The sequence below is a fragment of the Chryseobacterium sp. Marseille-Q8038 genome, from assembly GCF_965111995.1.
This window is the reverse complement of the sequence record NZ_CBCOPN010000002.1, coordinates 278893-305737: the sequence shown is the minus strand read 5'-3', so window position 1 is coordinate 305737 and position 26845 is coordinate 278893. Positions and strand designations below refer to the sequence as shown.

Here is a 26845-nt window from a genome sequence, read left to right as displayed (position 1 = left end):
AAAATTTTTGGAAGCGGAGGTAACTCAAATATAGAAAATTTGACCGTACGTTGCTGTTAATAAAATACTAAAATTGAAGCCCTTGCACTATTTTACACTTTTTTTATACGATTGTGCTATACTCTTTTTGGCTTCTCAGTGTAATTTGGTGGTATCGAAAAAATAAAACAAACTAATATGAGTACTATTACAGAACCAAGATCAACGACCCTTTTACAGCGTCCGGAGTTCAAAAACAGATATGATAACTATATTGACGGTAAGTTCACACCGCCTGTTAAAGGACAGTATTTTGACGTAGTCTCTCCGGTAGACGGGAAAAAATTTACCCAGGTAGCCCATTCCTCTAAAGAAGATTTGGAATTAGCTGTAGATGCTGCGGATAAAGCTTTCCGTACCTGGAAAAACACTTCCTCTACAGAAAGAAGCATTATTCTGAATAAGATTGCAGACAGAATAGAACAGAATTTAGAATATCTTGCTACAGTAGAAACAATAGACAACGGGAAGGCCGTAAGAGAAACCCTGGCTGCAGATTTACCTTTAGCCATTGACCATTTCAGATATTTCGCGTCTGTAATTCGTGCAGATGAAGGATCTCATAATGAACTGGATAAAGACACGGTATCTCTGATTGTTCACGAACCTCTTGGAGTCATCGCACAGATCATCCCATGGAATTTCCCAATACTTATGGCTGTCTGGAAACTCGCTCCGGCATTGGCAGCTGGAAACTGTGTGGTGTTGAAACCTGCAGAAAGTACTCCCGTTTCAATCATGGTTTTAATGGAATTGATCGGAGACCTTTTGCCAGCTGGTGCCATCAATATTGTTAACGGATTTGGAGCTGAACTTGGAAGAGCTTTAGTGACCAATCCGAAAGTTGCCAAAGCAGCATTCACCGGATCTACCGCTACAGGACGTATGGTAATGCAGTATGCCACAGAAAATATCATTCCTGTAACCTTGGAATTAGGAGGGAAATCACCCAATGTATTCTTCAATTCAGTAATGGATGCCGACGATGAATTTTTAGATAAAGCGATAGAAGGAGCCGTACTTTTTGCTCTTAATCAGGGAGAGATCTGTACATGTCCTTCAAGACTGCTGGTTCAGGAAGGTATTGCAGATGCCTTTATTGAAAGAGTGATTGAAAGAGTAAAAGCTATCAAAGTGGGAAATCCTTTGGATAAAACCGTGATGATGGGAGCACAGGCTTCACAGATTCAGAAAGATAAGATCCTTTCTTACATTCAGCTTGGAAAAGAGGAAGGAGCAGAAGTTCTGGTAGGAGGAGATGTCAATAACCTTGGAGAAGATTTGGAAGAGGGATACTACATTCAGCCTACAATTTTCAAAGGAAATAACAGAATGAGAATTTTCCAGGAAGAGATCTTCGGTCCGGTGCTGGCGTTTACCACTTTCAAAGATGAAGAAGAAGCGATAAAAATTGCCAATGATACCATCTACGGACTTGGAGCAGGAGTTTGGACCAGAGATGCCCATCAGCTGTACAATATTCCGCGTCAGATTGAAGCAGGAAGAGTTTGGGTAAACCAATATCATTCATATCCGGCCGGAGCACCTTTCGGAGGTTACAAACAATCTGGAATCGGAAGAGAAAACCATAAAATGATGCTCGACCATTACCGTCAAACCAAAAACATGCTGATTTCTTATAACAAGAATAAGTTAGGTTTCTTTTAATATTATTTAGGACGTGCCCGATTGCCTTGGCTTTTTCCAGGGCAAAACGGTCGGGCTATCCAGGGCTGCACTGCGTTTCGGTGCTTCATTGCATTTCGCACCGGCTCGTTCCTCGCCGCCCTTACTATCCCTCACGCAAAGAACTTATCTGTTCAGAAGTGGATACAAAAACAAATAACCCCCAATAACTCAATCCAAAAAATAAGATATGATTCCAAAAACAATGAAAGCAGCAGTAGTTCAAGGCTACGGCCAGCCACTGAAAATAGAAGAAGTACCAGTAAGAGAACCCGGAAGATATGAAGTCCTTGTCAAAGTAATCGCATGCGGTGTTTGCCATACCGACTTGCATGCTGTGGATGGCGATTGGCCTGCAAAACCCAAAATGCCTCTTATTCCAGGACATGAAGGAGTAGGTATTGTGGTGGCCTGTGGACCGGAAGCTTTTGTAAAAGAAGGAGATGCAGTAGGAGTTCCATGGCTGTACAGTGCATGCGGATGCTGCGATTACTGTATCACGGGCTGGGAAACCCTTTGTGAAGCACAGAAAAACGGAGGGTATAGTGTAGATGGCGGATTTGCAGAATATGTCATTGCGGATTCAAGATATGTGGGACATTTGAAATCAGATGTCAACTTTCTGGAGATTGCTCCTATTTTATGCGCTGGAGTAACGGTTTATAAAGGATTGAAAGAAACAGAAACAAAACCCGGAGAATGGGTGGCTATCTCAGGAATCGGAGGTCTGGGACACGTAGCTGTTCAGTATGCAAAAGCAATGGGAATGCATGTTGCAGCCATTGATGTTGCAGATGATAAACTTGAACTGGCAAAAAAATTAGGTGCGGATCTTGTCGTTAATGCAAAAAATACAGATCCCGGAGAATATTTACATAAAGAAGTTGGCGGAATGCATGGTGCTTTGATTACAGCGGTTTCACCGATTGCATTTAAACAGGGAATAGATGTGTTGAGAAGAAAGGGAACTATTGCTCTGAACGGTCTTCCTCCCGGCTCTTTTGAACTTCCTATTTTTGAAACCGTTTTAAAAAGAATCACCGTCCGGGGTTCTATTGTAGGAACAAGAAAAGATATGCAGGAAGCACTGGATTTTGCCAATGAAGGATTGGTAAAAGCTACGGTCACTGCCGCAAAACTGGAAGATATTAATGATGTTTTTGATAAAATGAAAAAAGGTCAGATTGACGGCAGAATCGTTTTGGATATTGCCGGCTCAAATTAATTGATGATGTGTTGTGAATCCCGGTTAGAATATATTTTACCGGGATTTTTTATTACGATACATTTTGTTTTAAGCTAAAATAAAAACAATGGAAACAAAAATATCAAGACTTTCTGCAACGGAGCAGGCTCTTGAAGTCATCCATAAGCTGGAAGACCAATATGGTCCCCTGATGTTTTATCAGGCAGGAGGATGCTGTGAAGGTACACAGCCGCAATGTTTCGAGAAAGGAGGGTTTTTTCCCAGAATGAATGATGCCATGATTGGTACCATCAGTGGATATGAGTTCTGGATAGACCGTGATCTTTTTGAATACTGGCAATATTCCCACTTTACACTCGATGTTACAGACGGTTTCGGGCCAGGTGGCTTTTCACTGGAAACTCCTTTAGGAAAAACTTTTAAAGTTCATTACAGACTTTTTACTCCCGATGAATATCAAAATCTGGAACCGGTAAAACGTAGTGAGTAAAGCAAAGGATTAAGGTTTTTGAGCAATATAGATAAGCTCTCTTTCAAACTCATACTTCCCTTTTGAAATTCCTCTTTTCAGAATGAAATATTGAGTGACAGCAATTACTAAAGCGATTCCTGCGAACATAAAGTTTTTTTGATCACCCAGTATATTGACAAAAATTGCCACGAAGCAAAAACATAGAATTATCATCCAGTTAAACATCTGAAAACCCGAAGGAAAAAATTCTACAAAGACAGAAGATTGACCATTTTTATCAGAAATAGTCCCCTGAAATAAAGGATTACTCCGATTCATATCAAATAACCTGGCTCTTCTTTTTATGGTAAAGCTGTTTGCATCAATCATTCCCCGATATTCAAACCGCGTGGGAATTGAAGAATCTTTTTCCAGAGATATAAAGGTAGTATTGGTTTTATAGGTTACTTTCCATAATCTCTGTACCAGTTCTGCACTATTGATTTGGAGATCAATAATGAGACTGTTATATAAGCCAATGCTTTTGAAAAATGAGTTCATCTGTTAAAAGAAAATAGTTCAACAACAATCAGACTTTTACAAACCGGTTGACAAACATGGCGGCAACGATATCTCCTACAGCATTCAGAACAGTAGCCAAAGGATCTACCAAAGTCCCGATAATCATCACCGCAGGAATGGCTTCCTGAGGTAATTTATAAACAGAAATCATCAGCATTTCCCCAATATATCCACCATTGGGAATTCCTCCAGCTACAATACTTACGAAGACTGTAATTCCTAACGCTAAAAGTAGGTTGGCAGGATCAAAAAAGTCTTTTCCAATGATTAAGAATGCTACATAGATCTTAATAATAGAAGACATGGAAGATCCGTTTTTATGCAATGTAGTCCCAATAGGAATCACCAGATTGGCAATAGAATTCGGAATTCCGATTTTTGAGGCTGCCTGCAAATTTGCAGGCATCGTTGCAAAACTGCTGCAGGTACTTATTGCCGTTAAGGTAGGGTAGATGGCATTCGTCCAGAAACTTCTGACTCCTTTCTGCCCATTCGCCATAAAAGCATAAATAGAAAAGAACACCAGAAAATAAATAATTCCTGCAATATAATAAAGCCCCAACGGCTTTGCATAAAATCCAAAAAGCTGTGGTCCTAAAGTGGCCACCTGATACGCAAAATAGGCTCCCAAACCAATAGGAGCAAGCTTCATAACCAATAACAGCAATTCTTTCATCACTTCATATCCGGAAGCAATAAAAACCCTGAAAGGCTGTCCTTTTTCTCCTGTTTTCCTGGCTGCAAATCCTGTCAGAAATGCAAATACCAGAAGAGCCAGCATATTCCTTCTTGAGAAAAGTTCAGTGAATTCTCCCACTGTAAAGAAACTTACAATTCTGTTACCCCAAGTATCCTCATTGGCAGCTTCTGTAATCATCTCAGAACTTCCTGAGACACCCGAGACCGGGAAAAGATAGACAGCACAGATTGTAAAAACAGCTGCTGTGAGAATAAAGAATAAAAAGGTAAGAGACATCACAAGGATGATCTTTCCAAATTTAGACTGCTGTTCCAGAGAAGAAATAGAATTGGATACCGCAAAAAACACCAGAGGAACTACACTCACAAAAAGAAGATTAAGAAATATATCTCCCAAAGGTTTAATATATTCCACAAAACCAGGAGCAACAATTCCAATGATGCTTCCAATAGTGATTCCTAAAAGTAAAAATATGATTCCGGAGTAGTTTTTCAGTACCTCTTTCATGTAGGGCTTTTTATCAAAGATAAGTTTATTTTTAACATTTCGTTATACAATTTTCAGACCTAAAATTCATAAATTTGGGTAAACCTCATTTCTATGGCTTATATAGATTACTATAAAATTCTAGGCGTAGATAAAAGCGCAACACAGGATGATATTAAAAAGGCCTACCGCAAACAGGCAAGAAAACATCATCCAGACCTTAATCCTGGAGATAAAGAAGCAGAAAAGAAATTCAAAGAGCTGAATGAAGCCAATGAAGTGCTCAGCAATCCTGAAAACAGATCAAAATATGATAAGTACGGAGAAAACTGGAAGCATGGCGAAGAATACGAAAAAGCCCAACAGCAACAACAAAGACAATATCAGCAGCAAAGTTATAACGGAGGATATTCCGGAGCTGACTTTGGTGAAGGAGAAGATTTCTCAGATTTCTTCCAGAATATGTTCGGTGGATCTGGTGGCGGATTCGGTAAAAGTTCAAGAGGAAGGGCTTCCGGTAAATTCAAAGGTCAGGATGTAAAAGCTGAACTGAGTCTGAACTTAAGAGATGCTGCAAAAACCCATCCGCAAACCTTTGAAATTAATGGGAAAAAAGTCAGGATTACTATTCCTGCAGGAGTATATGACGGGCAGCAGATTAAGCTGAAAGGACACGGAAATCCAGGAGTAAACGGAGGACCAAACGGAGATTTATACATTACCTTCAATATTCCGGTTGATCCGGATTTTGAAAGAACCGGTGATGATCTGAAAACCAAAGTAGCGATTGATCTGTATACAGCTGTTTTAGGAGGGGAAGTGAAAGTAAATACCCTTGAAGGCAGCGTAAACCTTAAAGTAAAGCCCGAAACCCAAACCGGAATGACGGTAAGACTAAAAGGAAAGGGCTTTCCTGTCTATAAGAAAGAAGGAGAACATGGAGATCTTTTTGTAACCTATGAAGTGAAACTGCCCACCAATCTTACCGAAAAGCAGAAAGAACTTTTTGAACAACTAAAAAATTCCTAAGCCATGAGTGAAAGAATATCGCGGGAAGAACTCGTAAAAATCTATAATATAGAAATTACTTTTTTTGATGGGCTTGTAGATTATGGGCTGCTGAATATTCATATTGAAAATAATATTCATTATCTGATGTATGAAGACCTGCCTGATCTGGAGAAATTTGCCAACTGGCATTATGATCTTGAAATTAATCTGCCAGGCCTTGAAGTAATTCATAATATGCTGAAAAAACTGGATGCTCTGAACCGCAGAAACAGAGAACTAATGAGTAAACTTTCTGCAATAAGTGATCAATATGAAGATATTTAGTTTAGTTTTGTAGCTTTTTAAAGCAAACTCTATAATTTATGAATGAAGAAAAGGTGATTACCCTAAAAACAGATAGGAAGATTTTTGAAGATATTTATTTTAGCGGTAATCAGGGAAGTCTGCTTTTTTCTCCTACAACGAAAGGTAAAACCATTGCTACCATTGGAGCAGCAGTGATTGTTTTCATTGTTTTTCTTTTGAAAGATCTTCTGAGTAAAGAAAGTGTGGGGATTTTATACTTTTTGAGTTTTATATTTTTGCTGTGTGCCATTTTTTTGTCTGTCAGCGTTAATAAAGTTTCAAGATGGAAAAAACAGGTGAATCACTACTTAAATATACTGGAAAAGTGTAAAGTGTATGAAATCAGGTTTGATCAGAATTTTTTCACGGTGAATATTGATGGTGAAAAGGAAACCAGTGAATGGAAAGATTTTGAATACTTTGACAGCAATAATGAATTTATTTCCCTTGAAGGAAAATACAGTTATATGTTTCCCAGGAAAGCAATGAGCGAGAAAGAATACAGTTTTCTTAAAACTAAATTAAAAGAAAATATCAAGCAATAAAAATAAAAACGGAGCAAAATTTTGCTCCGTTTTTTTATGATCTGTAAAGAGGTTTATTAACCTTCTTTGTTTTCTTCCAGCCAGCCCATTTCTTTCATCCATTCGTCATTGTAGATTTTTCCTACATATCTTGAACCATGGTCATGAAGTAAAACTACAATGACATCATCTTTAGTAAACTGATCTTTCATCTGAATCAAAGAAGCAATGGCGCTACCCGCAGAATATCCACAGAAAATACCTTCTTCTTTCGCCAGTTTTCTGGCATAGATGGCACCGTCTTTATCCGTTACCTTTTCAAAGTGATCAATCACAGACATATCATAGTTTTCAGGAATGATATCTTCTCCGATACCTTCTGTAATATAAGTATAAGCATGATCGTAATGCAGTTCTCCTGTCTCGTGGAATTCTTTCAAAATGGAACCGTAAGTATCCACTCCGATTACTTTAATGTTCTCATTTTTTTCTTTGAAGAAAGTTCCGCAACCCGTGATCGTTCCTCCTGTTCCTGCTCCTGCCACAAAGTGAGTCAGCTTTCCTTCCGTCTGTTCCCAGATCTCAGGAGCTGTAGATTCATAATGAGCCGCTCTGTTGGATAAGTTATCATATTGGTTTACGTACCATCCGTTTTCTGTCTCTTTTGCCAGTCTTTTAGATACTGAATAATAAGAACGCGGATCAGTAGGTTTTACGTCTGTAGGACAAACGATTACTTCAGCACCCACAGCACGAAGAATATCACATTTTTCTTTAGACTGCTTGGAATTCGTTACAAAAATACATTTGTAACCTTTGATGATAGCAGCTAATGCCAGTCCCATTCCTGTATTTCCGGAAGTACCTTCGATAATAGTTCCTCCAGGTTTTAATCTGCCGTCTTTTTCGGCATCTTCTATCATTTTAAGAGCCATTCTGTCCTTTACGGAGTTTCCGGGATTGAAGGTCTCTACTTTTGCTAATACTAATGCCGGAAAATCTTCACCTAATACTTTGTTAAGCTTTACCAGCGGTGTGTTACCTATAGTTTCAAGGATATTTTTTGCGTATTTCATAAATGTTTTATAAGCGGCGCAAAGATAAGGCTTTTAAAATTATCTGCGCTGTGGATAACATGTGGATAAGTTGTGGATAACACTGAAATCAACTGATTAACAACAAATATCTTTCAATTATCAATTATCCTGTTAGTTGTACTTAATCGCCTTCACCGGAGAGATCTTACTGATCAGGTAGCTTGGAATAATCAAAGCCAATCCGGAGATGAAAAGAATTCCCACTGAGATGGATATAATTGCAATTGGATTAAGATCTACCGGAACGGTACTTACATAATAGTTTTCAGGATTAAGTTTAATGATCCCAAAGAATTTCTGTATTAAAATCAGTCCCAATCCGATGGCATTACCATACAAAAGTCCAGGAATCATAATAATCAGGGTATAATTAATGAAGGTGGCTCTTATCTGGGAATTGCTTGCTCCCAATGTTTTAAGAAGACCAATAGAATTTGTTCTTTCAATAATAAGGATCAGAAGAACCATAATAATATTAATCACCACTACAATCAGCATAATAATGATAATTAATGCAATGTTGGTGTCAAAAATACTGATCCAGTCTGTAATCTGAGGGAATTTCTCAGTAGCTTTTTCAGCATAGTTTTTATAACCGATCAGCTTTTCAATGTCTGGAAAATCTTTGTCGATATCATTTACATTTTTCAGGAAAATATCTATTCCGCCGATTTCATCAGGTTTCATATCCTGAATTTTTCTGGCATGGTTAATTCCTCCAATAACAAACTGTTCATCAATAAGTTTGATGTCCGTTCTATAAATTCCGATAACTCTGAATTTACGGTAAAGCGGTTTCTGATCAGCTTTTAAAAATACAGTTACAATGCTGTCATTTAATTTGAGATGAAGGTCATTGGCTACTTTTTGCGAAATAGCAACATCATTGTTGAACCCATTTTCTGTCACTTTGGGAGTTGTTCCGGCGATAAGGAATTTCTTGAACCTCAAACTGTCAAAATCTTTTCCGATTCCCTTAAAAATGATTCCGGCAAAATTGTGCTCATTACGCATGATTCCAGTAACCATCACATATTTTTGAGTACTCTCCACATCGGGAAGCTCCTTTATTTTTGGAATATTTAAGCCCTGGTTATCGAGAACAGAAGTATTGTATGAAGAATTCGAACGTGTGGATCTTACAGTGATATGGCCGCTGAAATCTGCCAGCCTCTCTTTGATAGCTTTTTTGGAACCAAAACCGGTGGCCACGGTAATTAAGGAAACAATAATCCCCAATGCTACGGAAAGCCTGCCAATGAAGATGATAACCCTTGAAAGGTTATTTTTGTTATCTTTGGAAAATGCTATTTTTCTAGAGAAATATAAAGGAAATTTCAAGCTTATGAATTTAGATTTCAAAATTAAAAATTTACTTCTGATTTGCCTAATTTTTTTAGGAGTATTCAACCAATATTATTCTCAGACTCAAGTTCAACCGGATTTTAAAACCGGAGCAGACCAGCCTGAAATATATTTACCACTGTTAAAAGGTAAAACGATAGGAATTGTTACCAATCAGACGGGCTTGATGAATGACAGAACTCATTTGGTAGACTTTCTGGTGAAAAACGGGATTAAAATAAAATCTATTTTTGCTCCTGAGCATGGCTTCAGAGGGGATGCCGATGCCGGGGCAAAAGTGAAAAACGGAGTAGATGTGAAAACTGGAATTCCTATTGTTTCTCTGTATGGCAATAATAAAAAACCAAAGCCGGAACAGCTTGCCGGAATTGATATTGTCATTTTTGATATCCAGGATGTGGGAGTAAGATTCTATACTTATATTTCCACGTTGTCTTACCTGATGGAAGCAGGTGCTGAAAATAATGTTGAGGTGATGGTACTGGATCGTCCCAATCCACATGATGGATACACAGACGGCCCTGTTTTAAGAAAAAAATGGACAAGTTTTGTAGGGCTGCACGAAGTTCCTGTTGTTTATGGACTTACCATAGGAGAGTATGGAAAGATGGTAAACGGAGAAAAATGGCTGAAAAATGGAGTTCAGGCTAAATACACGCTTATTCCCATGAAGAACTATCATAAAAAGCAGCGTTATTCAATGCTTGATAAGCCTTCTCCTAATTTACCCAATGATAAAGCAATCAATTTATATCCAAGTTTGTGTTTTTTTGAAGGAACTCAGGTTTCTGTAGGAAGAGGAACAGATCTTCCTTTCCAGATTTATGGTTCTCCATGGACGGAAAGCCTGCCGTATCAGTTTACGCCAAAACCAAGCTATGGTGCTAAAGATCCCTTCCTGAACGGGAAGTTATGTTATGGTGAAAATCTCTCCGGTTATCCTAATGATTTAAGAGAATTAAATCTTGAATGGGTTATCAAAGCCTATCAGAATTATAAAAATCCTCAGCAGGATTTCTTCCTGAAAAACCTGTGGTTCGATACCTTATCAGGAACTGATGAATTAAGAAAACAGATCATCGCCAGAAAATCAATTCCGGAAATTAAAGATTCATGGAAAAAGGATCTTGAAAGTTTCGAAAAGATCAGAACCCGATATGTGGTGTACGAAGATTAATTAATCAAAATTCTGGGGCGGATTTTTATCATTTCTGCCCTTATTTAATATAAATAATCCGATTGTCAGTCCGACAACCCCTGCAAAAGCAGTCATTAATGCCCTTTGTAATTTATCAGGCAGATCATTTCCGATATAATTCATTAAAAAAAGGATCACAAAAGTGATCACTAAAATAATGATATGATTTCTTCCGAATAGCTTCATGGTATTATTTTAATTTGTAAGAAATCATTACACCTCCTCTGTAGGGGATGATTTCACCGCTTTTATTGAAATTCTCAGCAGAGTCATAACGTTTTCCTGTGGATTTGTCATACCCTTTATAAAACCCTTGTGATGTTCCAATCGTTCCGTAAATGTCAAGATTCCATCGTTCGGATAACTGGAACTGATATCCAGCTGTAACACCCAGCATCACAGAAAATCCTTTTTGGTACAGATTGGAATTTTTAAGAATTTCTCCATTCCAGTTTTCAAAAGTGCTGTCATTCCAATAACTCCATTTTGTGGCATTGTAAGCCGCCACAGATACGTTAGCACCTACATACCAATGTTTGAAAGCTTCCGTAAAGTAATATCTTCCTTCTGCAGAAATAGAGTAAAACTGTAGTTTATGCCCACCAAAAGATTTCCATGGTGAAATGAAAACATCTCCCTGAAGCGTATATTTTGGACTGATCTGTTTTTCTATTCCAAGGTTTAAAATACCTAGTGGAGCAAATAAAGCATTTCCTTTTATGTATAAACTTTTATCCTGTCCTCCTTGTTCCTGTTCCTGAGCGCTCAATGTACTTGTGGACAGGAAAGCTAAAATGCCTGCTGCTAATAATTTATATTTCATCCGGTAGTAATGTTTATTTTATTTGCTTTAATAGTTCATCTGCCAATTGAGAATCCTTATTGCCCTGAACTGCCATATTTTTAGACATTTCAGCGTAGTTTTTTGCCATCTCTTTATTTCCTGTAAGATTGTAGAGTTTGGCAAGAATGTAAGTGTTTTCTGACGTTTCGCTTCTCATGACAGATTTTTCTGCCCATTCAGTCGCTTTCTTTAATGAAGAGGGTGTTTTTACATGATCTGCAAATATCCATGCAGCTCTTAGAAGCTCATTAGGATCAAAGGTGTCAGAATTTTTATAATAATCTAAAGCCGCTTTTTCGTATTCAGGAAAATTGGTGTTTTGTTCATAATAGCTGAGCTTAGTCTGATTCAGTTTTTTTACAGCAGCTTCTTTTCCTACCAATGGTTCGGCAGCTTTCATGAAATAGTCATCGTTGATTTTTTTATTTTTATCATCAATAGACTGTTCTACGATTTTTCCTAATTTGAGCTGAGCATCAAATTCGGTGTATGTTTCTTCAGGAAGAAACTTAACAATCTCCGCCTTTCTGGAGGCAAAAACACTGTAATTGGTATCTTCCGATGATTTTACGAAATAGAGAAGAAAACCAATTTCATCTTTTGTTAATTCTTCAGTTTTCTTTTTATTCTGGAAATATCTTTCTGACGCTTTTTTTGCAAATTCATAATCTGTATTAGCGTTCAGCTTCATGATATTGATAAGAAATTCCGGGTCTTTTTCACCACTGGCAAAACGATCTTTAAGAGATCCCTTTTTATTTCCGGGTGAATTGATATCCTGAGCCATTGCCACAAACATGCTTTCTTCCATATATCCTGTATTTCTGGAAACAAGCTCTCCTTCACCATTCAGGAAAAGATAAGTAGGATAGGAACGTACCCCGAATTGAGAAGCAATATCTCTGCCTTCTCCTTTTTCCATGTCAAATCTTGCATTAATGAAGTTGGTATTGTAATAATCGCTGACCGCTTTCTGAGTGAAAACATTTTTTTCCATCATTTTGCATGGTCCACACCAGGAAGCATATGCATCAATAAAAACCAATTTCTTTTCTTTTTTGGCTTTTGCAATAATATCTTTGAATGGCAGCTCCTGAAACTTGATGGATTCCTGAGCAGAGATAGCGATGGCACAAAAAATAGATATCCCGGAGATGATCTTCTTCATTTTCAAATAAGATTTGTAGGCGAAGATAATTAATTTTCAAAATATAAAACGCTGAATCTGCCGATCGAACGTTGATATTAACTAATTTTAAGACTTATACCTATTTTTCTGATCTTTCAGTTTGTGTATAAAAAAAGAGTTACTCTTTGGGATTTTTTTTAATGAGTGAGAATTTAGATTATTTTTTCTTCATCTGTTTATGTTCGTTACCCCATACTTCCAGCTGATTCAAAACCGGAATCAGTTTTTTGCCAATTTCTGTAAGCTCATATTCTACTTTTATAGGTACTTCTGCATATACTTTCTTGGCGATGAGCCCCTCCTGTTCCATTTTTTTCAGCTGCAGGGTAAGCATTCTTTCAGAAATATTGTGGATTTTATCTTTCAGTTCGAAAAATCTAAGTTTCCCATGTTTAAGATGGTAACAAATGGAAAGAATCCAGCGGCCACTGATAAGATTTACAGCATATATTTCAGAACAGCTGTACTCCAGCGTTTTCTTATTTTCATTATTGGTGGATGATTCTTTAATACTCATACTTACATTTTTGTTCGTTCCAGACAATCATTTGTCCACTTGGAAAGGACGATGTTGATAGGTTAAATTTACAAATAAAAACAGGAAATATTCTGTCGGAAAGCGGTTTTATTGCCTATGTAGAATAAAATATTTAGAAAAATATGGATTTGAATAGAATTAACATTGATTTAAAAAATAGTATTGAAAATGTTCCTTATTCGTTAGAAATTGATGAAAATTTATTTTTGAATGCTCCGGAAATTATTCAACAGGAAAGAATAGAATTTATGAAAGCACATCCTTTTAAAAAACCTGATTATATTGCTGTAAAAGATATTTTTATACCAAGTTCAGAAGATGGATATGAGATCAGACTTCATATTTATCAGCCTGAAGGTTTCAACCTGGACAGGGTTCTGCTTTACTTTCATGGAGGAGGATATGTTTTCGGGTTACCGGAACAGGTGGATGACCAGATGTTTGAAATAGCAGATACACTCAAAGCAACCATTATTTCTGTTGATTACAGGCTTTCTCCTCAATATCGGTTTCCTATTCCTGTTTTAGATGGTTTTGATGCTCTACAATGGATCATTGAACATAGTGAATCAGAGTTGGGGATTAATTCTGATCGTATTACCGTTTTCGGAGCAAGTGCAGGTGGACATCTTGCGGCGGCTGTAACTCAGATGGCAGCAGACCATAATATTAAAAATATAGAACATCAGTTCTTATTATATCCTGTGATTCACAACAGGCTGAATACTCCTTCAATGGAAGAGTTTACCGATATTCCACTATGGAATAAAAGCTACGCAAAGATAGCGTGGCTGCATTTTCTGGGCGAAGGAAATGAGGATAAAAGCATTCAATATTCGGATCTTACCTGTTATAATGCTTTTTCAAGGTTGCCGCAAACCACCATTGTTGCCTGTGAGTTAGATCCTTTAAGAGATGAGGATATAGAATATGCTCAGCTTTTATATAAAGCAGGAGTGAAAACTGAATTATGGGTAATTCCTGGTGCACTGCATGTATTTGATCTCTTCGATTCCCCTGTAAAGGATGAATATAATACGTTTCTTATGAACAGACTTTTCAAATAATGAGGTAAAATAAAAACAGATGAAATTACAAGACAAAAAACCGGCATTGCTTCTTATTGATATTCAAAAAGGATTTCTTGATGAAAACTATTGGGGAGGAAACAGAAATAATAAAGAAGCAGAAAAATTAAGCGGAAAAATACTGCAAAAATGGAGAAGCTTGAATTTGCCGATATTTCACATCCGACATAGCTCAACAAACCTTAAGTCGAAACTGCATGAATCTGATCCGGGATTTGAATTTAATGAAAATGTCTTACCCCAAAATAATGAACCAATTATTACAAAAAATGTAAACAGCGCATTTATTGGAACTGATTTGAAAGAAAAATTAGATCTTCAGAAAATAGATACTCTGGTAATTTTGGGAATTACGACCAATCATTGTGTTTCCACTACGGCAAGAATGGCGGGAAACTTTGGATTTGAAACCTATGTGATTTCTGATGCTACAGCAGCTTTTGACAGAGTAGGGATACACGGAGAAAAATATGAAGCAGAACTGGTTCATCTCCTGGCATTAGCTAATCTGAGTGAAGAATTTGCAACGATCCTGAATACCGAAGAATTGTTAAAAAAGCTGTAGAAAAATAATAATCTGAATACATTGAAACTCCGTCTTTTTGATGGGGTTTTTATCTTTTTTGACATAAATATAGTTGGAAATACATGTTTTTATTCAAAAAATACGCGTACTTATAGGCCTGTCTCTATACACATCTCCGAGCCCACGAGACTAAGGCGAATCTCGTATGCCGTCTTCTGCTTGAAAAAAAAAAAAAGAAACAGTTGCAAAGAGGATTGAATAGGAATGTGGGATATTAATTTTAAGCACGCTTTATCCAAAAAGTCCATTTATATTACCGCTTTGTCTGCCTGCCTGATTGCTGTGGCAGCATTTGCTGTTCTTAGTCTTTTGATCACAGAGGACAGCCGGAAAAATACCGATGATTTTGCCAAGAAAACATTCTTCAGGAAATATGAATCTATAGAACATGAATTCAGAAATATTGAAGATTATCAGTATCTGCTTCGTGCACTGATCCAGAAAGACGGTCTGAAAAACTATAAGGATTATTCTTTGGTTTTGAATGATTTAAACAAAAAAAGAAACCTGCTGCCTTACAGCTGGTATTATTATGAAAACAGGCGTTCAGGAAAGTCTGAGAGTAACAATCCCTTATCTGATATTTTTAAGAATACAGACCACACCGCAAAGCCCATTGTGATAAGAAATAATGGTACGGGACATTTCAAAGACCTTTTAATTACCAAAAAAGACAGTATGTACTGGGTGAGCTATGATTCTTTGGTACTGCCTGATAAAAACAAGCTGTATTATGGTTCTACGGTTAGCCTGGATGATCTTCATCAATATTTTATCAATGTAGACAAGAGCTCCAATACCTACGCTTATGTCTTTACCAAAGAAGGAATTTGTATTACCCATCCTGAAAAGAAATACATTGGAAAGAATATTTTTGATTTTACAGATATTAAACCTAATGATACTTTGGCCAGCAAAACTGATGTGGGATATACCAAAGGAACAGCGGTTTCAGAATATCTGGGAGTTGAAGTAACACGTTTCATAAAACCTTTAAAGACTGATAATTTTGAAGGATATACGGTAGTGAATCATGTTAATTTTATTATTGATGAAAATATCAGTAAGATAAAAACGTATACTGTTTATATTTTTCTGGCAGCATTGTTCCTTATTGTAACGGTCTTTATATTATTTCAGAGGGCAACCGGTCTGGCTTACCAGGAAAAAGAGAAAATACAGTCTGAGAAAAATTTATTGCTGATAGAAAACGAAAAGATGCACAAAGCAGAAGTGATCAATCAGCTTCAGCAGCTTAAAAATAATATTAACCCCCATTTTCTTTTCAACTCACTGAACTCTCTTTATATGCTTATCGGAATCAATAAAGACAATGCACAGAAGTTTACCATGAATCTATCAAAGATTTACCGGTATCTTATAGTGCCTCCGAAAGAAAATATTGTTCAGGTTTCACAGGAGATAAAATTTATACAGCAGTATATGGAACTTCTGAAAAGCAGATTTGATGAAGAGATGAGGTTTGAACTGATTATTAATGCTCCGGAAAGCCTGGAAAAAAGAATTCCGTATTTATCCCTTCAGATTGTCACGGAAAATGCTACCAAACACAATATTGCAACGATAGACCAGCCTCTGGAAATTATCATTATTGTAGATAAAGACGGAATCACGGTAAAGAATACCTGGCAGCCTAAAACCGAACCGGTGCAGGGAGCGAAATTTGGAATTGATTATTTGAACCAGGTTTATGGATATTTTAAGAATAATCTTCTTCATATTTCTGTAGATGGTGAATATTTCGTATGTTTTTTGCCTTTAATGGAGTAAAAATAAAAATCCATTCACTCCCAAATTATCACCATTCACTCCCTAATATTATATATATGATTCACGTTACCTATAGCTTTGCGAGCTGAAACTAAGATATTTACTATTTGGAATGAATCGGACTATTTTAATGAAGAATTACAGACTCGCACTGTATCTTGGCCTTGCTATGGCTTCACCAATGGCAATAGCACAGAAAAAAGATAAAGATACAGTAAAGGTCAACAAAGAAAAAACGGATAAGACAGAGACATCCTCATCAAAGAAAACAAAAAAAATTGAAGACCTGATTAAAAAAGGAACCTATAAAAAGGGACTCTTTAATACCATTCAGGTAAAAACGGATATTTATTTTGAGATTCCTGACAGTTTGATGGGACGTCAGTTTTTGGTGGTTAACAAACTTTCTCAGGTACCCATGCAGGTGAATGAAGCTGGTTTGAACAAAGGAATGAATTATGAAAATAAGGTCATCTCCTTTCACCGTGATCCTGTAGCTAAAAAAGTATGGGTGAAAACTGTGGTTCCTAAAGTGTCATCCCCAAAAAATGATGCCATTACAAAATCTGTGAAAGACAATTTTTCAGAATCTGTAATTGAGGTCTTTGATATTGAGGCACAAAACAGTGATTCTACAGCTGTAGCAATTAAAGTCAACAAAGTTTTTGATGGTAATCAGAAGAGCTTTAATGATGTTCTTGCCAATGTAGGATTGGGAGGATCTGTGAAATCAAGTCTTTCTTATATAGAAGGAGTGAAGACATTTCCTAAGAACCTTGTGGTGAAGTCTCAATTATCTACTTCTGTAAATGAAGGTGGAGTAGATCTGCCGGTAACATTAGGGGTTACTACCAATCTTGTTCTGCTTTCTAAAATACCGATGAGACCAAGAGTAGCTGATTCAAGAGTAGGATTTTTCTCCGAAAAACACTGGTCGTTTAATGACAATCAGCAGAAAATGGATGAAAAGTTTTTCATTACCAAATGGAACCTTGAACCCAAAGATGAAGATAAAGAAAAATATTTAAGAGGAGAGCTGGTAGAGCCTAAGAAGCCTATTGTTTATTATATAGACCCGGCAACCCCAAAACAATGGCGTGAGAAAATCATTGCCGGAGTACATGACTGGCAGGCGGCGTTTGAGCAGGCAGGATTCAAAAATGCAGTGATTGCGAAAATGCCGGATGAGAAAGATGAAGATTTTGATATTGATGATGTAAGATATTCTGTGATTACTTACGCCGCTTCGCCAAAGTCAAATGCAATGGGTCCATCAGTGGTAGATCCTAGAAGTGGGGAAATTATCGAAGCAGATATCATCTGGTGGCATAATGTAATGACTTCTCTTCATGACTGGATGAGAATTCAGACAGGACCTATCGATCCGAAAGCAAGAGGTAATAAATTCAGTGATGAACATATGGGTGAAGCTATCCGTTTTGTTTCATCTCATGAAGTAGGACATACTTTCGGACTGAAGCACAATATGGGAGCATCTTTTGCATTCCCGGTAGAGTCTCTTCGTTCAAAAGAATTTACAGACAAAATGGGTGGTACGGCACCTTCCATTATGGATTATGCACGTTACAATTACGTAGCTCAGCCGGAGGATGGTGTTTCAGCTATCACTCCGAAAATTGGTCTTTACGATAAATATGCCATAGACTGGGGTTACCGTTGGTATCCGGATGAATTTGTTGAGAAAAAAGCGCTGAAAAACTTAATTGAAAAACACGAAGATGACCCGATGTATTTCTATGGTGAGCAGCAGAGCTACCTGGAGACCATCGATCCGCGTTCGCAGTCTGAAGATTTAGGGGATGATGCGATGAAAGCCAGCGAGTACGGAATGAAAAATCTGAAAGTAGTTATTAATAATCTCTTGAAATGGAGCTATGAAGACGGTAAAGAATATACAAATGCCGGAAAACTGTATCTGGGAGTTATCGGGCAATGGGATCTGTATACAGGTCATGTGATGGCGAATGTAGGAGGAATTTACCTGAATCATACTGTTTTTGGCAACAAGAAAAAGGCGTATGAAGCAGTTCCTGCAGACATTCAGAGAAGAGCTGTTGATTATCTTGTTAAAAATGCGATCAACCTTCCGGAATGGTTATTCTTCAATCCGATTACCGAAAAAACATATCCGGTTAAAGACTCACCTATGGGACCATTCGAACAGACTCCCTATACCACAGCAAGAGGAATGCAGTATGCGAATATCTATTCTTTATTTATGGATGACAGATTGCTGAGGTTGCTTGAAAATGAATTGAAACATCAGATGTCCGGTTCGAAAGAAGAAATCTACACGGTAGAGAATTTATTTGATCAGGTAAGAACAGCTATTTTCAGTAAAAAGGGAAGCCTGACGATGCTTGAAAAGATGACTCAGAAAAATTATGTGGATGCCCTGATCGTTTCTGTAAACAAATTATTTGAAAAAACAGCAGTGAAAGGATTGAAAACAGATAATACTTTGAATATCCCAACCATCTGTAATTTCCATGAAGATGATCATGGTCTTAGGAATATTAATTATTCATCCATGAAAAGAGTATCTGAAGTCACAACCTACAAGAGGGCGGAACTTCAGAAGGTTCTGGACTTACTGAACAGAACAAGATACAGAGGTGATGATGCTTCCAGAGCGCATTACACAGATTTAATCATTCGTATTCAAGAGGCTTTAAACAAATAAACGGAAATGAAAAAAACTCTAATACTTTTACCTCTTTTGGCTGCTAATATAGCAATGGCCCAGCAAAAGAAAACCATCACCGGGAAAATAGAAGATTCCAATACTTCACATATTATTACCGGTGCATCTATAAAAATTGAGACACAGTCCGTCTCTACAAAAACAGAATTAGAAGGAATTATTGAAAGTGTATCAGTAGGTACAGTGACCGATAAGGACGGAAAATTTATCCTGGAAATCCCTGCTGATACAAAAACAGTATTGGTAAGTTACCCTGGTTACGAATCCCGAGTGATTCAGCTTAATGAAGGACAAACGAACTATACCATAAGATTAACTTCTGAGATTTCAGACAAAAATAAGATCCAGGAAGTAATCATTACCGGATATCAGAAAATTGAAAAACGTAAGCAGACCTCAGCGGTTTCTACAGTGAAAATGGACAACATCAGCCAGGCTGGTGTTGCCAGTGTAGACCAGATGCTGGCAGGGCAGATTGCCGGTGTGGCTGTAACTCCTGAAACAGGAGCGCCAGGAAGTCCTGCGAAGATCAGAATCAGAGGTACAGCTTCTCTTTCCGGTCCTCAGGATCCACTATGGGTAATTGATGGCCTTCCATTGGAAGGAAATGATGTTCCGAACTTTACAGATAAAGATAATATTGACCAGCTTCAGAACTTCTCTATTGCAGGATTAAACCCTAATGATATTGAAGATATTACGATTCTTAAAGATGCGGCTGCAACTGCAATTTACGGAGCAAGAGCGGCAAACGGAGTGATCTCCATTACAACCAAAAAAGGAAAAAAAGGAAGTCTGAAACTGAACTTTTCAGCAGATACTTTCGTGACATCTCGTCCTGATTTTGATAAACTGAACCTTCTGAATGCTTCCGAAAAAGTAGATCTTGAACTAATGCTTGCCAAGCGTGCCGATCTTACCTACCGTGCCGATAAAGGAGAAGTAATGAGAATTCTGACTCAGAACAGCCAGCTTGAGGCTTTCAGAAACGGAGGTTTTGATGCACTGAATTCATTAACACGCCAGCAAATCAACGGTTTAAGAAACAACAACACAGACTGGGGCAAACTGTTATACAGAAATGCCATCAACAAGCAATATGGATTAAGTGTTTCCGGAGGAAGTGACAGAGCAGATTACTATTTCTCCCTGGGATACTATGATGAAGAAGGAACAACTATCGGTACAGGGTTTAAACGTTATAACCTGACTTTAAAAAACAATTATAAATTAAGCGATAAGTTAAATGCAGGAATCTCTATTTTCGGAACTCAGAGTGAACGTACATCTTTTGTAACGGATGCTGATGCTTCAATCAACCCGGTTAATTATTCAAGAAATGCCAATCCTTATCTGAAACCTTTCAATGCAGACGGAAGCTACAATTATGATAAAGATATGGATGGTTTTGAAGACCGTTATATTCCTTTCAATTTCCTTGAAGAAAGAGAGAATACAAACTATTCACTGAAAAATAACTCGCTGAAAGCGATTTTAGATTTAGAATATAAAGCTTCAAAAAATTTAAGATTTACCTCTCAGTTAGGTCTTCAGTATGATGCTAATAAAACAGAAAAGTTTGCAGCAGAGAATACCTATTTCACCAGAAAAATGAAAGAAAATACCCGTTATTACAAAGACGGTAAATACAATTACTTTCTGCCAGCGGGTGCCGTAAAACAAAATTGGGATAATGATTTCTTCCAGTACAACTGGAAATTGCAGGCTGCGTACAGCACAAAGATCAATTCAAAACATGAAATTGATTTGATGGCCGGTACGGAAATCCGTAAAACGGAGGATAATACAACGATTACGAGAGCTTTCGGATATGATCCAAAAACCAGAAGAGCTACGGCAATTGTTTTCCCGAATTCAGGTTTTGCAGCAGATAAAAGATATGAAACGTACCGTGAAGCCGCTCCTATAGAGAATGCTTATGCTTCTATGTTTGCCACAGCATCTTATACGTACGATCAGAAATATACATTCTTCGGAAGTGTAAGATATGACGGAACCAACCTGTTCGGGGTGAATAAAAAATATAAATATCTTCCAATATGGGCACTTTCAGGATCATGGCTGGTGACGAAGGAAGATTTTATGAAAAATATATCTGCAGTATCTAACCTTAGACTGAGAGCTTCTTACGGTCTTCAGGGGAATATTGACAGAAATACATCGCCATTCTTTATTGGGGAATACAATGATGCAACGATTCTTCCGGGAATAAAAGAAGGAGTCATCAATGTTATCAGCCCACCGAATGATAAATTGAGATGGGAAAAAACTACCAATACTAACGTTGGTCTTGATTTAGGATTGTTCAATAACCGTGTAAGCCTTACCGCTGATGTTTACAGCAGAAAAGGTACGGATATGATCAGTATGAAAGAAACTCCTCTTGAAACAGGGTTTGAATACACGATGATGAACTGGGGAAGCTTGACCAACAAAGGTTTTGAATTGGCAATATCTACCAGAAATATCAATCATGATAATTTCAAATGGACGACTACCATCAACTTTGCACACAACAAGAGTAGAGTATTGAGTGAGCAGCCCCGTGATAATGCTTTCCTTCCTTCAAGAGAAGGTCTGCCTGTAAATGCTGTTTTTGCTTTGAAAACCGCAGGAATGGATGAACATGGAAACCCATTGTTCTGGAAAGGAGATCAAAAGATTTCTGCAGCAGAATTCTTTAAATTATATGATGTATATGCAGATTTCCTTCCTGGACAGCTTGTGGATACAAAACTTTCAAACGCTGAGCTGAGAAGTCTGTTTACGTACGTTGGAGACAGAGATCCGAAGTTTACCGGAGGTATTATCAACACATTTAAGGTAAGTAATTTTGATCTTACTATCTCTGCAACATTCAATCTGAAGCAGACGGTAATGAGAACGCCTTCTTACCGAGGTATGGATCTGGACAGAGGAAGAAACTATACAAGAGATATCTATGAAGCAGGAGGTTCACTTCCTGGAATTACAAGTCCTGATATGGATGCTAACCCGGACGGATGGATGGCGAATAAATGGTTTACCGGAAACCGCTCAAGCGCATACAATCTGCTTGATATATGGGCAAAAGAAATCAGTTATATCAGAATCAGCAGCATCCGTTTAGGCTATACACTTCCGAAAGAATTCACCAATCCTATGGGAATCAGTAGTTTGAGACTGAGTGTGGAAGGGCGTAACCTGTTTGTATTCAGTAACGGATATAAAGGATATTTCGATCCGGAAACGTATGGTAATATTTATGCACAGCCTATCACCAAGTCGGTAACAGTAGGATTTAATGTTTCTTTTTAAAACTTGAAAAAATGAGAAAAATTACAACAATCATAGCGCTTACAGCAATCAGCCTTATCAATATCGGATGTGACAGGTTTTTAGATATTCAGCCTGAAGGTAAAGTCATTCCTGTTACAGCTGAAGACTACCGAAAAGTACTTACGTCAGCCTATTCAAAATACCCTGTTCACAAATCGTTGGTAGCCCTTCGTACTGATGAGACAAGTATTGATGATAATGGAGTAGATTTTATTTCTTATCGTGAAATTGCGATGTGGAAAGATTCGAACTATGACTCTACCTCTGCGGAACTTCCTTGGTTAAGCTTTTATAACGTGAACTTCTATCTGAATCAGATCATCAATGAAGGAAGTAAAACCATGCAGGATTCTCCTGAGAAAAATCAGATTTTAGCAGAAGCTTATGCTTTGCGTGCTTACCTGTATTTTGATTTGGTGAATTTATATGGAAAGCCATACAACAGTGCTACAGCTTCTACAGACAGAGGAGTTCCTATTAATCTTGAAATTGATCTTGAACAGGTATTGAAGCCATCTTCAGTACAGGAAGTATACAATCAGGTTCATTCTGATCTTAAAAAGGCAGAAGGTTTGATGGTAGAGCAGAAGCAGGCATTGGGAGCAAATTACAGATTCTCAAAAACGGCATTGCTGGCTTTTGAAGCAAGAACAGCTCTATACGAAGGAGACTGGAACAAAGCCTTAAACTATGCAGATCAGGTACTGGCGGTAAAAGGAGATTTGAGTAATTTAAATACAGTAAATACACCTCCCAACCATTATGCTTCCCCGGAATCTATTATGGCTCTTGATAATACATGGGATAATTCTATAAAGAACCTGTCTTTTGCCTCTCCGGAACTTATTTCTTCCTATAATATGATCTCAGATAAAAGGTTTGGCATGTATTTTGAGAAAAATGGTAATAAGTATAAAGTCACCAAAGGAGGAAGTTTAGAATTCAAGGTATCTTTCAGAACAGCAGAGCAATACTTTATAAAATCTGAAGCATTATTAAAGCTGAATAAACTGACTGAGGCTAAAGAAACCCTTCTTAAAGTAATGAAGAACAGATATACTCCGGAAGGATATACTTCAGTACAAAATGCCGTGTCTTCAATGGATTCTACAGCATTTATGAACTTTATCCTGGATGAAAGATTTAGAGAATTTGCCTTGGAAGGCCAGAGATGGTTCGATTTAAGAAGAGCAAATCAGAAAAAAATAAGCCACACTATTAGTGGTAATGAATATATTCTTCAGCAGAATGACCCGCGATATACCATTGAATATCCAATGAGCGCGAAGAAGAATAATCCTAATCTATAAAACTTCATATCAAATTCAATACAGATGAAACCGCTTGAGCTTAATTGTTCTAGCGGTTTTTTTGTACTTTTGCACCGTTATGAAAATTGCCATTATAGAAGATGAGCTGTTGGCTGTGAATTATCTGAAAAATCTTTTAGATACACAGCGCATAGTCCCTGTTACAGAGACTGTTATTCTTCGTTCCAAAAAACAGGCAATTGATTTCTTTGAAAAAGATTCGGCGGATCTCATCTTTATGGATATTCATCTTGGGGACGGGATGAGCCTGGAGATTTTCGAACAGGTGGAACTTTTTACCCCAATTATTTTCATTACCGCATTTGATGAATATGCCATGAGAGTCTTCAGGCATTTTACTATTGATTATCTTCTGAAGCCTTTTGAAGAAGAAGATTTGCATAAAGCTTTACAGAAATTTATCTCCATAAGAAACAATTTTGACCCTGAGCCGGTATTGAAATCCATTTCTTCATTACGACAGGCTGATGATGAGGTGATGAAACGTTTTATGGTAAGAGAAGGAAATAAGCTGAAATCAATAGACGAGCATAACACGGCCTATTTTTTTGCTTCGGGGAAATACCTTTTCCTTACCACAAAAGACCATCAAACCTATATTTTTGATGATACCATCAAAGATATTATTCAAAAATTGAATCCTGAGATCTTCTTTAAAATAAACCGTAAATTTATCATTAATAAAGAAGCGGTTTCCGAAATTATCAAGCATTCCAGCCAAAAAGTAGAACTTAGGCTTTCTCCTGAACCGGAAGTGAATAGCGAAGTTTTCATCAGCAAAATGCAAATTGCCGAATGCCTGAACTGGCTGAACAGGTAATGGTAAACTTTCTTGTAAATAATTTCCTTACAGATTACAGAAGCTGTACTGTTTTCTAATTTTCCTTATTGAGACGACTGAGGAAATAGGTTGGCGGAATCTGATATTTTTCCTGGAAATTTTTGGTGAACGTTTGTGTTGTATTATAGCCTGCATTTTCAGCGGTTTCCTGAATGCTGATATACCTTGTTTTGGGTTTGTTTTTCCATTCAGAAACAATATAATCCAATCGTAATTCATTCAGATACTCATTAAAGCTTTTTTTCTTATAAAAATTGATAATCCTGGATAGATAAACCGTATTGGTACCACACAATTTAGACATGCTGGCAAGTGAGATATTCTTTTTAAGAAATTGCTTGTCCTTTTCAAAGTCTGATAATACCTTCAGAACATTTTCAACCTTTAAAGGGTTTATTCCCAGTTGATCATCAAGAATATTTTCTTTACTTTCTGCCATCAGAACTTCTTCATGAACCGGAGTTTCTTCATCCTTATTTTCCATAAATTTTTCATAAAGGATCTTGAAATGTCTTTTCTTTTGATAGTATTTAATCAGCAATACCGTTAAAACTGTAATCAGTATAAGCCCAACGCCGATGAGGATAATGTAAATAAGTCTTTCCCATTTCATTTTATTCTCCAGCATTTCTTTCTCATCAAACAGCTTTTTTGTGTCGTATTCTTTGTTTAGAGTGGAGTTGAGGTATTTATAATCTTTCTCATACGCACGATCCAGAAGAATCAATTTGTTAATGTATTCCAGCTGTTTCCTGCTGTCATTATTTTCTGAATAATAATTGATAAGCATTTCAAAAGCAGGTCTGAATCTTGGATCTAATTTTTTAGTTTCATTATACTCTTGATCCAGCAATAAAAAATAAGGTAAAGCTTCATCTTTTTTATTCATTTTCCAGAAAGACATTCCCAGATAATATTTATCAGTAAGGTGTTTCCATGAGTCATTGTAGGATTCTATTGCTTCCTGAAGTTTTGCAGCGGCCTGATCATATTTTCCCTGGTAATAAAAATCGGTTCCCTGTGATGATGTAAAATAGGCATTGTATTCCTGAAAGCCCGGATGGGTTTCTATAAAGTCTTTTCCTTCCCGGATCAGGGACTGATTGATTTCAAAATTAGATAAATACGTATTGGTTTCTATAAGAGCAATTAAAGAATAGAGATAGTAATACTTATAATTTGTATCCCCGATTTTCTCATTATTATTTCTGAAAAATGCCACACAATTCATCAGCAGCTTATTAGCATCCTGATAGAGTCCCAGATAAGATTTGGTTTGCGCAATCTGATATTCCGTATTATGAATCAGATAGGGGTCTTTATTCTTTTTGATGTAATCATACCCTTTAAGAAATGCATCGAGAGCTTTGGGATAGTTCTCATTGCTGATGTAAGACATTCCCAGGGATAAATAACTGTCTCCAATAATGTCAATGTTATTTATTTTTTTTGCGATCATTAATATGCTGTCTCCATATTTAATCTGCTCTTCTCCTCTTTTATTAAAAGTAGCCAAAACATACCCCCTTCTTATCTTCTCAAGGTTATTTTCTTTCCGCGCTTTTTGAATAAATCGGGTAATATATTTCCATTGTTCCTCTGGATTATTTTCTATTTTTTTGATGGCCAATTCCAGCTCAGGGTAATTCATATTACCAAATTCTTTTTGATTGTGTTGAGCGGGAAGGAAAAAAAACATTCCAAAAAGAAAAAAAATGAGAAAAATATACCTTAAATGATTCATTTGTATTTATAAAACAAGATAAAAATAAGTAATTTTTTATTAAATCAGGTATTAAATTACAATTGATTGAAAATCAAATTATTGTATTTGTAGTTTTTATGAAAATATAAATTTTTTTTATGATTTTATTGTCTTTTT

At 37.0% G+C, this 26845-nt stretch carries 23 protein-coding genes; 14 read left to right on the top strand and 9 right to left on the bottom strand.

The genetic code is table 11. The features are described 5' to 3' along the window. The first annotated feature begins 177 nt into the window (after positions 1-177). The 3 genes from ACWPWS_RS15290 to ACWPWS_RS15280 all read left to right on the top strand — a co-directional run bounded on the left by ACWPWS_RS15290 (position 178) and on the right by ACWPWS_RS15280 (position 3422). Positions 178-1707 carry an aldehyde dehydrogenase family protein gene (locus tag ACWPWS_RS15290; protein ID WP_454047091.1) on the top strand — a complete coding sequence of 510 codons (1530 nt, stop codon included), beginning with the start codon at positions 178-180 and terminating at the stop codon, positions 1705-1707. Positions 1708-1915: 208 nt separating this feature from the next. Beyond that, a complete protein-coding gene (gene adhP / locus ACWPWS_RS15285; RefSeq protein ID WP_209788196.1) occupies positions 1916-2950 on the top strand; it encodes an alcohol dehydrogenase AdhP in 1035 nt (344 codons plus the stop codon). Positions 2951-3038: 88 nt separating this feature from the next. Continuing rightward, the gene (locus tag ACWPWS_RS15280) at positions 3039-3422 is read left to right on the top strand and encodes a DUF779 domain-containing protein (protein ID WP_105681083.1); all 384 of its coding nucleotides are present in this window, start codon (positions 3039-3041) and stop codon (positions 3420-3422) included. A 9-nt stretch (positions 3423-3431) separates the two neighbouring features. Here the strand turns inward: ACWPWS_RS15280 and ACWPWS_RS15275 are convergent, their stop codons facing one another. Both ACWPWS_RS15275 and ACWPWS_RS15270 read right to left on the bottom strand, forming a co-directional pair. After that, positions 3432-3944, bottom strand: a complete 513-nt coding sequence (locus tag ACWPWS_RS15275; RefSeq protein ID WP_454047090.1) for a hypothetical protein — start codon at positions 3942-3944, stop codon at positions 3432-3434. A gap of 28 nt (positions 3945-3972) precedes the next feature. Beyond that, positions 3973-5172, bottom strand: a complete 1200-nt coding sequence (locus ACWPWS_RS15270) for a dicarboxylate/amino acid:cation symporter (protein WP_454047089.1) — start codon at positions 5170-5172, stop codon at positions 3973-3975. Between the two features lie 93 nt (positions 5173-5265). Here ACWPWS_RS15270 and ACWPWS_RS15265 point away from each other — a divergent pair, with 93 nt between their 5' ends. From ACWPWS_RS15265 to ACWPWS_RS15255, 3 genes are read left to right on the top strand one after another with little or no spacing between them, the layout of a single operon-like run. After that, complete coding sequence (locus ACWPWS_RS15265; protein WP_454047088.1) at positions 5266-6180, top strand: DnaJ C-terminal domain-containing protein; 915 nt, start codon at positions 5266-5268, stop codon at positions 6178-6180. A 3-nt stretch (positions 6181-6183) separates the two neighbouring features. Then, positions 6184-6486, top strand: coding sequence for a chaperone modulator CbpM (locus tag ACWPWS_RS15260; protein WP_454047087.1), 303 nt, complete (start codon positions 6184-6186; stop codon positions 6484-6486). Between the two features lie 38 nt (positions 6487-6524). Continuing rightward, positions 6525-7052 (top strand): hypothetical protein, encoded by a 528-nt coding sequence (locus ACWPWS_RS15255; RefSeq protein WP_454047086.1) that lies wholly within the window; start codon positions 6525-6527, stop codon positions 7050-7052. A 56-nt stretch (positions 7053-7108) separates the two neighbouring features. Here ACWPWS_RS15255 and ACWPWS_RS15250 read toward each other — a convergent pair whose 3' ends face one another. Together ACWPWS_RS15250 and ACWPWS_RS15245 are read right to left on the bottom strand one after the other, a co-directional pair. Continuing rightward, on the bottom strand, positions 7109-8107 hold the full coding sequence (locus ACWPWS_RS15250; RefSeq protein WP_209788211.1) for a PLP-dependent cysteine synthase family protein: 999 nt from the start codon (positions 8105-8107) through the stop codon (positions 7109-7111). A 132-nt stretch (positions 8108-8239) separates the two neighbouring features. After that, positions 8240-9469: an ABC transporter permease gene (locus tag ACWPWS_RS15245; protein WP_454047085.1), complete on the bottom strand. Its 1230-nt coding sequence runs from the start codon at positions 9467-9469 to the stop codon at positions 8240-8242. A 4-nt stretch (positions 9470-9473) separates the two neighbouring features. On the opposite strand from ACWPWS_RS15245, the gene ACWPWS_RS15240 reads away from it, so the two are divergent. Further along, positions 9474-10670: an exo-beta-N-acetylmuramidase NamZ family protein gene (locus ACWPWS_RS15240; protein WP_454047084.1), complete on the top strand. Its 1197-nt coding sequence runs from the start codon at positions 9474-9476 to the stop codon at positions 10668-10670. On the opposite strand, the gene ACWPWS_RS15235 is transcribed toward ACWPWS_RS15240, so the two are convergent. The 4 genes from ACWPWS_RS15235 to ACWPWS_RS15220 all read right to left on the bottom strand — a co-directional run bounded on the left by ACWPWS_RS15235 (position 10671) and on the right by ACWPWS_RS15220 (position 13241). Beyond that, positions 10671-10877, bottom strand: coding sequence for a hypothetical protein (locus ACWPWS_RS15235; RefSeq protein ID WP_209788219.1), 207 nt, complete (start codon positions 10875-10877; stop codon positions 10671-10673). It abuts the gene before it with no gap. A 4-nt stretch (positions 10878-10881) separates the two neighbouring features. Then, entirely contained in the window at positions 10882-11514 is a 633-nt protein-coding gene (locus ACWPWS_RS15230) for a DUF3575 domain-containing protein (protein WP_454047083.1), read from the bottom strand. 13 nt (positions 11515-11527) lie between these two features. Next, positions 11528-12703, bottom strand: coding sequence for a thioredoxin family protein (locus ACWPWS_RS15225; RefSeq protein WP_209788225.1), 1176 nt, complete (start codon positions 12701-12703; stop codon positions 11528-11530). Positions 12704-12881: 178 nt separating this feature from the next. Beyond that, on the bottom strand, positions 12882-13241 hold the full coding sequence (locus tag ACWPWS_RS15220) for a winged helix-turn-helix transcriptional regulator (protein ID WP_454047082.1): 360 nt from the start codon (positions 13239-13241) through the stop codon (positions 12882-12884). Positions 13242-13384: 143 nt separating this feature from the next. On the opposite strand from ACWPWS_RS15220, the gene ACWPWS_RS15215 reads away from it, so the two are divergent. The 7 genes from ACWPWS_RS15215 (at position 13385) to ACWPWS_RS15185 (ending at position 24942) form a co-directional block, all read left to right on the top strand. After that, positions 13385-14329, top strand: a complete 945-nt coding sequence (locus ACWPWS_RS15215; protein ID WP_454047081.1) for an alpha/beta hydrolase — start codon at positions 13385-13387, stop codon at positions 14327-14329. Positions 14330-14348: 19 nt separating this feature from the next. Continuing rightward, entirely contained in the window at positions 14349-14915 is a 567-nt protein-coding gene (locus ACWPWS_RS15210) for a cysteine hydrolase family protein (RefSeq protein ID WP_454047080.1), read from the top strand. 225 nt (positions 14916-15140) lie between these two features. Next, positions 15141-16727 carry a histidine kinase gene (locus tag ACWPWS_RS15205; protein ID WP_454047079.1) on the top strand — a complete coding sequence of 529 codons (1587 nt, stop codon included), beginning with the start codon at positions 15141-15143 and terminating at the stop codon, positions 16725-16727. A gap of 130 nt (positions 16728-16857) precedes the next feature. Beyond that, the gene (locus ACWPWS_RS15200) at positions 16858-19431 is read left to right on the top strand and encodes a zinc-dependent metalloprotease (protein ID WP_454047078.1); all 2574 of its coding nucleotides are present in this window, start codon (positions 16858-16860) and stop codon (positions 19429-19431) included. Between the two features lie 6 nt (positions 19432-19437). After that, positions 19438-22770, top strand: a complete 3333-nt coding sequence (locus ACWPWS_RS15195) for a SusC/RagA family TonB-linked outer membrane protein (RefSeq protein ID WP_454047077.1) — start codon at positions 19438-19440, stop codon at positions 22768-22770. An 11-nt stretch (positions 22771-22781) separates the two neighbouring features. Continuing rightward, entirely contained in the window at positions 22782-24101 is a 1320-nt protein-coding gene (locus ACWPWS_RS15190; protein ID WP_454047076.1) for a RagB/SusD family nutrient uptake outer membrane protein, read from the top strand. 79 nt (positions 24102-24180) lie between these two features. Further along, complete coding sequence (locus tag ACWPWS_RS15185) at positions 24181-24942, top strand: LytR/AlgR family response regulator transcription factor (RefSeq protein ID WP_209788249.1); 762 nt, start codon at positions 24181-24183, stop codon at positions 24940-24942. A 55-nt stretch (positions 24943-24997) separates the two neighbouring features. On the opposite strand, the gene ACWPWS_RS15180 is transcribed toward ACWPWS_RS15185, so the two are convergent. After that, positions 24998-26614, bottom strand: coding sequence for a hypothetical protein (locus ACWPWS_RS15180; RefSeq protein WP_454047075.1), 1617 nt, complete (start codon positions 26612-26614; stop codon positions 24998-25000). Positions 26615-26845 lie beyond the last annotated feature (231 nt).